This is a genomic window from Variovorax sp. Varisp36, from assembly GCF_047304235.1.
Taxonomy (GTDB): Bacteria; Pseudomonadota; Gammaproteobacteria; order Burkholderiales; family Burkholderiaceae_C; genus Variovorax.
The window spans coordinates 1-11,292 of the sequence record NZ_JBGLYU010000028.1 but is presented as its reverse complement, the minus strand read 5'-3'; the positions used below and the strand labels follow the sequence as shown (position 1 = coordinate 11,292).

The window sequence follows — 11,292 nt, the reverse complement described above, 5'->3', positions numbered from 1 at the left end:
GCGCGACACGAAGTGCGCGAAGCCTGGGGGCGAGCATTATTTCGTGACCAGCACCACGTCGGTCTTCACTTCGGCGGGCATCTCCGACTGCTTCTTCTTGTCGGCGATGGCCTTCAGCGCGGTCTCGATGCCGAACACGGCCTGCTTGGCGGCGAACTGGTCGGCGGTGGCGAGCACGCGGCCGTCCTTGAGCATCGGCTTGATGGCGCCGATGTTGTCGTAGCCCACCACCAGCACCTTGCCGGTCTTGCCCGCGGCCTTGACCGCAGCCACGGCACCCAGCGCCATGCTGTCGTTGCCGGCGAGCAGGGCCTTCAGGTCGGGGTGCTCGCGCATCATGCCGGCGGCCACCGTGTTGCCCTTGTCGATTTCCCACTGGCCCGACTGCACGCCCACCACCGTTGCGCCGGCAGCCTTCATGGCATCTTGATAGCCCAGCGTGCGCTGCTGTGCATTGAAGGTGGTCGACACGCCTTCGATGATGCCGACCTTGTCGCCGGCCTTCAGCTCCTTGGTGAGCGCATCGCCCACCAGCTTGGCGCCGGCGCGGTTGTCGGGGCCGACGAACGGCACCTGGATGCCCTTTTCCTTGAGCGCGGCCGCGTCGAGCTGGTTATCGATGTTGACCACCAGGATGCCCTTGTCGATGGCGGCCTTGATCACCGGTACCAGCGCCTTCGAATCGGCCGGGGCGATCACCAGCGCGTTGATCTTCTGCGCCACCATCTGCTCGACCATCTTGATCTGGGCGGCGGTGTCGGTCTCGTCCTTGATGCCGTTGGCCACCAGCGTGTATTCGGAGGCATGGGCCTTCTGGTGCGCCTTGGCGCCGTCTTCCATGGTGCGGAAGAACTCGTTGGCCAGCGACTTCATGACCAGCGCGACCTTGGGCTTGTCCTGTGCGAAGGCGGGGGTTCCGGCAATGGCGCCCAGCAGCATGAGGGCGGCAGCGCTTTGCAGGGTACGGCGGGTGAACTTCATGGGAATGTCTCCTGGGATGGTTGATCAGAGCGGTACGCCGGTCTTTGCCGGGGGCTCCGATGTTAGCCGAGGGAAACGTTTGCGCAAACGTTTGCTAATCGGGGCTAACCCTGATGTTTTTGGGCAGGGAAGGAGGAGGTGAAGCCCTGCCCGGACCGGCCTGCAATCCCGCTCGCCTAAAATTGGCGGTTACCCAAGAGGACCCCCCATGAGTTTGCAATGCGGCATCGTCGGCCTGCCCAACGTCGGTAAATCCACCCTTTTCAATGCGCTGACCAAGGCCGGCATCGCGGCCGAGAACTATCCGTTCTGCACCATCGAGCCCAACGTGGGCGTGGTGGAAGTGCCCGATCCGCGGCTTGCGCAACTGAGCGAGATCGTCAAGCCCGAGCGCATCGTGCCCGCCATCGTCGAGTTCGTCGACATCGCTGGCCTGGTGGCCGGTGCCAGCACGGGCGAAGGCCTGGGCAACAAGTTCCTGGCGCACATCCGCGAGACCGACGCCACCGTCAACGTGGTGCGCTGCTTCGACGACGAGAACGTGATCCACGTGGCCGGCAAGGTCGACCCGATCTCCGACATCGAAGTGATCCAGACCGAACTCTGCCTGGCCGACCTCGCCACGGTCGAGAAGGCGCTGCACCGCCACACCAAGGTGGCCCGTTCGGGCGACAAGGACGCGCAGAAGCTCGTCGGCCTGCTCGAGCGCTGCCAGGCCGCGCTGAACGAGAACACGCCGGTGCGCGCGCTCGAGTTCACGAAGGAAGAGCAGCCGCTGGTGAAGAGCTTCACGCTGATCACCGCCAAGCCCGCGATGTTCGTGGGCAACGTGGCGGAAGACGGCTTCGAGAACAACCCCTACCTCGATCGCCTGCGCGAATACGCCGCCAAGCAGGGCGCGCCCGTGGTCGCCATCTGCGCCAAGATCGAAGCCGACCTGGCCGAGATGGATGACGAAGACAAGAAGATGTTCCTCGCCGAGATCGGCCAGGAAGAGCCCGGCCTGAACCGCCTGATTCGCGCCGCCTTCAAGCTGCTGGGCCTGCAGACCTACTTCACCGCCGGCGTGAAGGAAGTGCGCGCCTGGACCATCCACATCGGCGACACCGGCCCGCAGGCGGCCGGCGTGATCCACGGCGACTTCGAGAAGGGCTACATCCGCGCCCAGACCATCGCGTTCGAGGACTACATCGCCTTCAAGGGCGAGCAGGGCGCGAAGGACGCGGGGAAGATGCGGTCGGAAGGCAAGGAATACGTCGTGAAGGATGGCGACGTGATGAACTTCCTGTTCAGTTCGTAATAGGGCTCGCCCCCAGGCTGCGCGCACTTCGTGTCGCTTCGCCTTCCCCCTACCGGGGGCGACACCTGAGGCCCGGCGGAGCCGGTTCCTCGGTGTCTCGCGAAAGGGCTCCGTGGGCTTCCGAGGATGTTGTTGGATAGACTCCGCGCGCCCTCTCTTTCCTCCACAAGCCCCGCCCCCGATGCTCACCGTCCACCACCTCAACAACTCCCGCTCGCAGCGCGTGCTCTGGCTGCTCGAAGAACTCGAGCTGCCCTACGAGATCGTCCACTACCAGCGCGATCCGCAAACCAGTCTGGCGCCCGCTTCGCTGCGGGCTATCCATCCGCTGGGCAAGTCCCCGGTCGTCACGACGCAGGACGGGCTCACGCTTGCGGAGTCGGGCGCGATCATCGAGACGCTCATCGAGCGCCATGGCAACGGCCGCCTCGCGCCCGCGGCGGGTTCGCCCGAGGCGCTGCGTTATCGCTACTGGCTGCATTTCGCCGAAGGCACGGCGATGTCGCCGCTGCTGCTGAAGCTGGTGTTCGACCGCATCGAGACGAGCAAGATGCCCTTCTTCGCGAAGCCCATCGCCAAGGCCATCGCCGCAAAGGCGAAGTCGGCGTTCATCAACCCGAACATCGCGAATCACCTGAGCTACATGGAAGCCGAACTCGGCAAGAGCGAGTGGTTCGCGGGCGATGCCTTCACAGGCGCCGACATCCAGATGAGCTTCGTGGTCGAAGCTTCGCAGGCGCGCGGCGGGCTCGATGCGAAGCGGCCGAAGCTGATGTCGTACCTGGAGCGCATCCACGCGCGTCCCGCGTACAAGCGCGCACTCGAGCGCGGCGGCCCCTACGCTTTGTTGAACTGATCAGAAGACCTGCAGCAGCGCCACCGTCATGGTGATGTAGCGCAGGAATTTCCCGATCGCCATGTAGGCCACGCAAGACCAGAACGGCAGCTTGAGCCAGCCCGCCACCGCGCACAGCGGATCTCCCACCAGCGGCAGCCAGCTGAGCAGGCAGGCCTTCGGGCCGAGCCGCTCCAGCCAGCCCAGAACCCGCACATGGTGTTTCGAGTGCGAGTATTTGTCGGCCACCTTGTGCGCGCCGTAGCCCATCCACCAGTCGACCGCGCCCCCCAGCGTGTTGCCGATGGTGGCCACCGCGATGGCCGGCCAGAACATGTCGGGGTTGAGCTTGAGCAGCCCGAAGAGAAAGGGCTCGGAGCCCACCGGCAGCAGCGTGGCCGAGACGAAGGCCGCGACGAACAGGGTCGACAGACCGTATTGCGGCAGCGCCAGCAGCGCCATGAGGGAGTCGAGCCACGCTTGCATAAGGTGGGCGAAGTATAGGCAGTGCTCACCTCGCAATTCCGTGGGAGAAAGCCCCGGATCGCACCGGTATTTACACGGGTACCCAGACCGCAAATCGTTTCAGTCGCTGAAATGCGGCGTGGCTACAATCGTGCCTCATTTTTCAGCAGCCGAACGCGCACCGCTCCCCTTCCAAATGACCTTGCAGATCGGCACCCACACGCTGGAAAACCGCCTGTTCGTCGCGCCCATGGCCGGCGTGACGGACCGGCCCTTCCGCATGCTGTGCCGCCAACTCGGCGCCGGCTACGCGGTCAGCGAGATGGTCACGTCGCGCAAGGAACTCTGGGGCACGCTCAAGACATCGCGCCGTGCGAACCACGACGGCGAACCGGGCCCCATCGCGGTGCAGATCGCCGGCACCGACGCGGCCATGATGGCCGAGGCCACGGTCTACAACATCGAGCGCGGCGCGCAGATCATCGACATCAACATGGGCTGCCCGGCCAAGAAGGTCTGCAACAAGTGGGCCGGGTCGGCGCTGATGCGCGACGAGCCGCTGGCGCTTGAAATCGTGCAGGCCGTGGTCGATGCCGCGCAGCCTTTCAACGTGCCGGTCACGCTCAAGATGCGCACCGGTTGGAGCGAAGAGCACCGCAACGCGGTGAAGCTCGCGCGCGATTTCGAATCGGCCGGCGTGCAGATGCTCACGGTGCACGGCCGCACGCGCGAGCAGGGCTACAAGGGCTTCGCCGAGTACGACACCATCGCGGCGGTAAAGGCCGCGGTGCGCGTACCGGTGGTGGCCAACGGCGACATTCGTTCGCCGGAGAAGGCGCGCGACGTGCTTGCGGCCACCGGCGCCGACGCGGTGATGATCGGCCGCGCCGCGCAGGGCCGGCCGTGGATCTTCCGCGAGATCGCGCATTTCCTGGAGACCGGTACGCACCGCGCGCCGCCGCTGGTGGCCGAAGTGCGCCGCTTGCTGCTCGACCACCTGGTGGAGCACTATGCGCTGTACGGCGACTACAGCGGTGTGCGCACGGCGCGAAAGCACATCGGCTGGTATGTGCGCACGCTGCCCGACGGCGAAGCGTTCCGCGCACGCATGAACACCATCGAGGACTGTGCCGAGCAGCTGCGCGCGGTCGGCGGCTATTTCGACGGGCTCGCGGACCGCATGGACCGCATGCCCGTGCAGCACCTGGCGGACGAAGAGGCGTCGTCGGGTGAAGAGGAGGCGGCTTGCGCCGTCGATTGAGAAAAAGAGAAGAAGCAATGAGCAAGAAACATATCGAGGACTGCGTACGCACCAGTCTGGACAGCTACTTTCGCGACCTGCGCGGCACCGAACCCGACGGCATGTACGAAATGCTCGTGCGCGTGGTCGAGAAACCCCTGCTCGACGTCGTCATGACGCGCGCGGAAGGCAACCAATCCAAAGCCGCGCAATGGCTGGGCCTGAATCGCAACACGCTTCGCAAGAAGCTGGTCGAACACAAACTTTTGAAATAACTCCACGGCATATCCCATGGCCCAGACCGCACTCATCTCCGTTTCCGACAAAACCGGCATCCTTGAATTCGCCCAGGCGCTGCATGCGCTGGGCATCAAGCTGCTGTCCACCGGCGGCACCGCCAAGCTGCTGGCCGATGCCGGCCTGCCCGTCACCGAAGTCGCCGACCACACCGGCTTCCCCGAAATGCTCGACGGCCGCGTGAAGACGCTGCACCCGAAGATCCACGGCGGCCTGCTCGCGCGCCGCGACCTGCCCGCGCACGTGGCGGCCATCAAGGAACACGGCATCGACACCATCGACCTGCTGGTGGTCAACCTGTATCCGTTCGAAGCCACGGTGGCCAAGCCCGGCTGCACGCTCGAAGACGCGATCGAGAACATCGACATCGGCGGCCCGGCCATGGTGCGCAGCGCGGCCAAGAACTGGAAGGACGTGGGCGTGCTGACCGACGCATCGCAATACGCCGTGGCACTCGCCGAGTTGAAGGCCGATGGCAAGCTCAGCGACAAGACCAAGTTCGCGTTCTCGGTCGCCGCGTTCAACCGCATCGCCGACTACGACGGCGCCATCAGCGACTACCTCTCGGCCATCGACTTCGACGCCAGCATCGGCCAGCCAGCGCCCAAGCGCTCGCTGTTCCCCGCGCAGAGCAACGGCCGTTTCGTGAAGGTGCAGGACCTGCGCTATGGCGAGAACCCGCACCAGCAGGCTGCGTTCTACCGCGACCTGTACCCGGCGCCCGGTTCGCTCGTGTCGGCCAAGCAGCTGCAGGGCAAGGAGCTCAGCTACAACAACATCGCCGACGCCGATGCCGCATGGGAATGCGTGAAGAGCTTCGACGTGCCCGCCTGCGTGATCGTGAAGCACGCCAACCCGTGCGGCGTGGCCATCGGCAAGGATGCGGCCGAGGCTTACGGCAAGGCTTTCAAGACCGACCCGACCTCGGCCTTTGGCGGCATCATCGCCTTCAACCGCCCAGTGGACGGCGCGACCGCGCAGGAAATCGCCAAGCAGTTCGTCGAAGTGCTGATGGCGCCGGGCTACACGCCCGAGGCGCTCGAAGTGTTCCAGGCCACCAAGGCCAAGCTCAACGTGCGCGTGCTCGAGATCGCGCTGCCCGCGACCGCAGGGTCGCCCGGCTCCCGTGGCGGCGCCACCGACTGGGACAACGGCCGCAACGCCATGGACGTGAAGCGCGTCGGCTCGGGCCTGCTGATCCAGACCGCCGACAACCACGAGCTGGCCGCCAGCGACCTCAAGGTGGTCAGCAAGAAGCAGCCCACGCCGCAGCAGCTGCAGGATCTGCTGTTCGCCTGGAAGGTCGCGAAGTACGTCAAGAGCAACGCGATCGTGTTCTGCGCCAACGGCATGACCATGGGCGTGGGCGCGGGCCAGATGAGCCGCCTCGATTCGGCGCGCATCGCCAGCATCAAGGCCGAGCACGCCGGCCTGTCGCTGAAGGACACGGCCGTGGCGAGTGACGCCTTCTTCCCGTTCCGCGACGGCCTCGACGTGGTGGTCGATGCGGGCGCGAGCTGCGTCATCCAGCCGGGCGGCTCGATGCGCGACCAGGAAGTGATCGATGCCGCCGACGAGCGCGGCGTGGTGATGGTGCTGTCGGGCGTACGGCATTTCCGCCACTGACGACGCTCCCTTCCAGAACACCGCGGAACCGGCTTTGCCGGGCCGCTGGTGTTGCCCCCGGTAGGGGGTTGGCGAAGCGACACGAAGTGCGCGCAGCCTGGGGGCGAGCCAAGGGCTACCGCGGAACCGGCTTTGCCGGGCCGCTGGTGTTGCCCCCGGTAGGGGGTTGGCGAAGCGGCACGAAGTGCGCGCAGCCTGGGGGCGAGCTCATTCCCCGAACCGGTATTTCAGCTGCAAGGTGAGTGCGCCGTACAGCCGGTTCTTGATCGTCGGCACGTAGGCGATGTTCAAGCCCCAGTGCCTGCCTTCGATGGCGGCCACCGGAAGGATGGCCGGGAACCAGTTGCTGTTGCGGTAGTTGGGGTAGCCGTCGAAGCCGCCGACCACGGCGCCGACCTTCACGCCGTAGAACTCGAAGGGCAGCACGTACAGTCCGAGGTAGTTCGATTGCCTGCGGTCGCTGTTGTGGAAGGTGCCCGCCGTGATGCGGTACGTGTCGTTCAGCGGGTACTCGACGCCGAGGCCCTGGTTGACGTTCTCCAGCCCCTTGTTGCGGTCGAAGTGTGCCGAGTAGAAGCCGGGGTTGACCCAGATGTTCTTCGGCTCGAAGGCGTCTTGTGCGCACGCGAGTGCCGGAAGAAGAAGGGCCGCCAGCATCGGCAGCGTGCGCAAGGGGATCATGGGCCGGAACGTCTTCGGTGTCTGTACGTGCAGGGCCGCTTCGATGGCAGGCGCACTTTTCTTGGAATCCCTGGTGCCGCAACCCGTGAAGCCGCCTTCGCCAAGTGCCGGCGCAATATACCCGGCGCAATCACGAAATTCGTGACACCGCGCCGCGATTCGCGCGGCCTCAGCGCTTCCTGAAGATGTCCTGCGCGGCCTCGACGGTGGCGGCGATGTCGTCGTCGGTGTGGGCCGCGCTCACGAAGCCCGCTTCGTAGAGTGCCGGCGCGATGTACACGCCGCGGTCGAGCAGGCCGTGGAACAGCGCATTGAATTTGGCGTTGTCGGTGGTCATCACGGTGGCATAGTTTTGCGGCAGGTCTTTCATGAGGAAGAAGCCGAACATGCCGCCTTCGCTGTCGGCATTGAAGGGCTGGCCTTCGGCCGCGGCTGCGGCCTTCAGGCCGTCGACCAGCGAGCGTGTCTTCTTGCCGAGCGCTTCATAGAAGCCGGGCCTGGCGATCTCCTTCAGCGTTGCAAGGCCGCAGGCCGTGGCCACCGGATTGCCCGACAGCGTGCCTGCCTGGTAGACCGGGCCCAGCGGCGCGAGCTGCTCCATGATCGCGCGCGGACCGCCGAAGGCCGCGAGCGGCATGCCGCCGCCGATGACCTTGCCGAGCACCGTGAGGTCGGGCTTGATGCCGAGCACGCCCTGTGCGCCGTGCAGGCCCACGCGAAAGCCGGTCATCACTTCATCGAATATCAGCAGCGCCCCGTGCTGCGTGCAAAGCTCACGGCAGCGCCGAGCGAACTCGGGCGTGGCGCGCACGAAGTTCATGTTGCCTGCGATGGCCTCGATCATCAGGCAGGCGATGTCCTTGCCGTGCAGCGCGAAGGCTTCTTCCAGCTGCTGCAGGTTGTTGTACTCGAGCACGATGGTGTGCTGCACCACTTCGGGTGGCACGCCGGCGGAGGTCGGGTTGCCGAAGGTGGCGAGGCCGGAGCCGGCCTTCACCAGCAGTGCATCGGCATGGCCGTGGTAGCAGCCTTCGAACTTGACGATGCTCTTGCGGCCGGTGGCGCCGCGCGCGAGGCGCAGCGCGCTCATGGCGGCCTCGGTGCCCGAGCTCACGAGCCGCACCATTTCCATCGACGGCACCAGCGCGAGGATGGCTTCGGCCAGCTCGATCTCGCGCTCGGTCGGCGCGCCGTACGAGAAGCCTTCGAGCACGGCCTTCTGCACCGCCTCGACCACGGCGGGGTGGCCGTGGCCCAGGATCATCGGACCCCAGGAGCCGATGTAGTCGATGTAGCGCTTGTCGTTGGCGTCCCAGAAATAGGCGCCATGCGCGCGCTGGATGAAGCGGGGCGTGCCGCCCACGGCCTTGAAGGCGCGCACGGGCGAGTTCACGCCTCCGGGGATCACGGCGCGGGCGCGCTCGAAGAGGGTGTCGTTGCGGTCAGTGTTGGGCATCGGAGGCAAATGGGTGGTTATTCAGTGGAGGGCCGCCGCGCACGGCCGCCCGAAGCGGCCGGCACGCCCCCGGTAGGGGGTAGGCGAACCGACACGAAGTGCGGGCTGCCTGGGGGCGAGCAACATGTCAGTGCCGGGTGTCGTGGGGTGGGAGGGCGAAGTCCGGTTCGGCGCCCGGGTCTTCATCGTCATCGTCGTCCTCGGGCTCGGCCCAGAACAGGCGGTCGGGCAGCACATGGCCCATGCCGGGGCGGAAGCCCGCGTCGAGGCATCGGTCCATGTAGGCCAGCGCTTCGCTGGTTGCGGCCACGAGGTCGGTGCCGCTGGCGAGCAGGGCGGCCAGCGCGGCCGACAGGGTGTCGCCGGCGCCGGCGAAGACGGCCTCGAGCCGCTCGTATTTTTCGCTGGCGAGCACCGACTGCGGGGAGGCCAGCACGTTGTCGATGAACTGCTCGGGCAGCATCAGGCCGGTCACGAGCGTATAGGGCACGCCGAACTCGCCGGCGGCCTTGGCAATGTCGCGCGCAGTGGGCGGACGCTCCCCGTTCCAGTCCGGAAGCAGCCAGCGCCACAGCGTACTGTGGTTTCCTACCAACACTGTGGTTTGCGGCAAAACAAGTTCCCGAAAAGCGTCCAGATAAGGCTCGATCAGGTTCTCGTCCCACCACGAAAGGTTGGGCATGTAGGCCACCACGGGCACCTCGGGATAGTCGGCGGCGGTCTCGGCGATGGTGCTCAGGGCCTCGGTGGTGCCGGCAAAGCCCACCTTGATCAGCTGGACTTCCACGTCCTCCAGGATGGCGCGCGCCTGCTCGGCGATGGCCTCTTCATCGAAGGGAAAGTGGTCGAAAATCTCGGCCGTGTCCCTGGCGTAGGCCCCTGTGACAACGGGCAGGATGTGTGCGCCCACCGACGCCATGGCGAGGGCGTCGGCGCCCAGTCCGCCCGCCCCGCTGGGATCGCTGGCATTGAACACCAGCACGCAGGGGGGATTCAGGTCGTGTTCGGCGACCGATTCGTCGTCCTGCGAGGGGTCGTTAAGATCGCCCGGTTTGCGGGTGTTGTCTGCGGAATGTAAGTAGATGGTCATAAGCCGGGCGGAATCCCCTGGATGGTGGCATAGGCGCGACGTTTACCGTCCGTCAGTGAGATACGCATAGATACACTCGTTGCATTTAATGAACAAGGACTTTAAGCTCCGATGAATACGAAAACTTGGATGTGCCTGATTTGTGGGTGGATCTATGACGAAGCAGTGGGTGTACCGGAAGACGGCATCGCGGCAGGCACGGCCTGGGCCGATGTGCCGATGAACTGGACCTGTCCTGAGTGCGGTGCGCGCAAGGAAGACTTCGAAATGGTTGAAATCTGAAAGCATGGCATAGATAGAGCTACGCGGTCTGCGTCGGTGTTCGGCGCGGCGGGCTTCCAAGTCTCATGAGCAGGAGCATTTGCAATGGGCCCGAATGGATCAGGTTACAAGGTGCTTGTCATCGACGACAGCAACACCATCCGGCGCAGTGCCGAGATTTTTTTGAAGCAGGGTGGGCATGAGGTTCTTCTCGCGGAGGACGGCTTCGACGCGCTCTCGAAGGTCAATGACCACAAGCCGCATCTGATTTTCTGCGACATCCTGATGCCGCGGCTCGACGGCTACCAGACCTGCGCCATCATCAAGCGCAACGCCAATTTCTCCAACGTTCCGGTCGTCATGCTGTCCTCGAAAGACGGTGTATTCGACAAGGCCCGCGGCCGCATGGTCGGTTCGCAAGACTACCTGACCAAGCCTTTCACCAAAGACCAGCTGCTGCAGGCCGTGCAGCAGTTTGGCATCGTTCAACAGGAAGCGCAGTAATGCCCATTCGAAAAATCCTCGTCGTCGACGACTCCAAGACGGAACTGATGTTCCTGACCGACCTCCTCCAGAAGAACGGCTTTGCCGTGAAGACGGCCGAAAACGCCGACGACGCCATGCGCCGCCTGGAGGAAGAGCAGCCCGACCTGATCCTCATGGACGTCGTGATGCCCGGCCAGAACGGCTTCCAGCTCACGCGCGCCATCGCCCGCGACCCGAAGTACGCAGCCATCCCGATCATCCTGTGCACCAGCAAGAACCAGGAAACCGATCGCGTCTGGGGCATGCGCCAGGGCGCACGCGACTACATCGTGAAGCCGGTCAACGCGACCGACCTGATGTCCAAGATCAGCGCGTTGGCCTGAGCGGAAGTCTGCTGAGCCCATGGCGAATCGCGACGCTCTGAGAGCCTTCCAGTCCCGGCTGGGGGGGCCCCCCCCCGCCGCGGCCCCCCCCCGGCGGGGGCCCCCCGGGGGGGGGGGGGGGGGGGGGGGGGGGGCCACAAGAAAAAACGCCGGGGCCCCCCCCCGCCGAAAGATCGGTGCGGCCCCCCCCC

Annotated in this window: 13 protein-coding genes; 8 read left to right on the top strand and 5 right to left on the bottom strand. The window is 65.5% G+C overall.

The genetic code is table 11. The annotated features are described in order from the left end of the window. Positions 1-36: 36 nt before the first annotated feature. The gene (locus ACCD11_RS17365; RefSeq protein ID WP_413314817.1) at positions 37-981 is read right to left on the bottom strand and encodes a sugar ABC transporter substrate-binding protein; all 945 of its coding nucleotides are present in this window, start codon (positions 979-981) and stop codon (positions 37-39) included. Positions 982-1,189: 208 nt separating this feature from the next. On the opposite strand from ACCD11_RS17365, the gene ychF reads away from it, so the two are divergent. Next, the gene (gene ychF, locus ACCD11_RS17360; RefSeq protein ID WP_007838310.1) at positions 1,190-2,281 is read left to right on the top strand and encodes a redox-regulated ATPase YchF; all 1,092 of its coding nucleotides are present in this window, start codon (positions 1,190-1,192) and stop codon (positions 2,279-2,281) included. A 181-nt stretch (positions 2,282-2,462) separates the two neighbouring features. Continuing rightward, positions 2,463-3,137, top strand: coding sequence for a glutathione S-transferase (locus tag ACCD11_RS17355; RefSeq protein WP_413314816.1), 675 nt, complete (start codon positions 2,463-2,465; stop codon positions 3,135-3,137). Here the strand turns inward: ACCD11_RS17355 and ACCD11_RS17350 are convergent, their stop codons facing one another. Then, the gene (locus tag ACCD11_RS17350) at positions 3,138-3,602 is read right to left on the bottom strand and encodes a YqaA family protein (protein ID WP_413314815.1); all 465 of its coding nucleotides are present in this window, start codon (positions 3,600-3,602) and stop codon (positions 3,138-3,140) included. Positions 3,603-3,777: 175 nt separating this feature from the next. Here ACCD11_RS17350 and dusB point away from each other — a divergent pair, with 175 nt between their 5' ends. From dusB to purH, 3 genes are read left to right on the top strand one after another with little or no spacing between them, the layout of a single operon-like run. Then, positions 3,778-4,842: a tRNA dihydrouridine synthase DusB gene (gene dusB, locus ACCD11_RS17345; RefSeq protein ID WP_056595435.1), complete on the top strand. Its 1,065-nt coding sequence runs from the start codon at positions 3,778-3,780 to the stop codon at positions 4,840-4,842. A 17-nt stretch (positions 4,843-4,859) separates the two neighbouring features. Next, a complete protein-coding gene (locus tag ACCD11_RS17340) occupies positions 4,860-5,096 on the top strand; it encodes a Fis family transcriptional regulator (RefSeq protein ID WP_007838304.1) in 237 nt (78 codons plus the stop codon). A gap of 16 nt (positions 5,097-5,112) precedes the next feature. Next, positions 5,113-6,744, top strand: a complete 1,632-nt coding sequence (purH, locus tag ACCD11_RS17335) for a bifunctional phosphoribosylaminoimidazolecarboxamide formyltransferase/IMP cyclohydrolase (protein ID WP_413314814.1) — start codon at positions 5,113-5,115, stop codon at positions 6,742-6,744. A 207-nt stretch (positions 6,745-6,951) separates the two neighbouring features. Here purH and ACCD11_RS17330 read toward each other — a convergent pair whose 3' ends face one another. The 3 genes from ACCD11_RS17330 to thiD all read right to left on the bottom strand — a co-directional run bounded on the left by ACCD11_RS17330 (position 6,952) and on the right by thiD (position 9,971). After that, complete coding sequence (locus ACCD11_RS17330) at positions 6,952-7,425, bottom strand: hypothetical protein (RefSeq protein ID WP_413314813.1); 474 nt, start codon at positions 7,423-7,425, stop codon at positions 6,952-6,954. A 169-nt stretch (positions 7,426-7,594) separates the two neighbouring features. Continuing rightward, positions 7,595-8,881, bottom strand: coding sequence for a glutamate-1-semialdehyde 2,1-aminomutase (gene hemL / locus ACCD11_RS17325; protein ID WP_413314812.1), 1,287 nt, complete (start codon positions 8,879-8,881; stop codon positions 7,595-7,597). A 127-nt stretch (positions 8,882-9,008) separates the two neighbouring features. After that, positions 9,009-9,971 carry a bifunctional hydroxymethylpyrimidine kinase/phosphomethylpyrimidine kinase gene (gene thiD, locus ACCD11_RS17320; RefSeq protein WP_007838396.1) on the bottom strand — a complete coding sequence of 321 codons (963 nt, stop codon included), beginning with the start codon at positions 9,969-9,971 and terminating at the stop codon, positions 9,009-9,011. Positions 9,972-10,082: 111 nt separating this feature from the next. Here thiD and ACCD11_RS17315 point away from each other — a divergent pair, with 111 nt between their 5' ends. The 3 genes from ACCD11_RS17315 to ACCD11_RS17305 all read left to right on the top strand — a co-directional run bounded on the left by ACCD11_RS17315 (position 10,083) and on the right by ACCD11_RS17305 (position 11,101). Further along, positions 10,083-10,253, top strand: a complete 171-nt coding sequence (locus tag ACCD11_RS17315) for a rubredoxin (protein WP_007838397.1) — start codon at positions 10,083-10,085, stop codon at positions 10,251-10,253. A gap of 84 nt (positions 10,254-10,337) precedes the next feature. Continuing rightward, positions 10,338-10,736, top strand: a complete 399-nt coding sequence (locus tag ACCD11_RS17310) for a response regulator (RefSeq protein WP_007838399.1) — start codon at positions 10,338-10,340, stop codon at positions 10,734-10,736. Further along, entirely contained in the window at positions 10,736-11,101 is a 366-nt protein-coding gene (locus tag ACCD11_RS17305) for a response regulator (RefSeq protein ID WP_007838401.1), read from the top strand. The genes ACCD11_RS17310 and ACCD11_RS17305 overlap by 1 nt, the downstream gene beginning before the upstream one ends. Positions 11,102-11,292 lie beyond the last annotated feature (191 nt).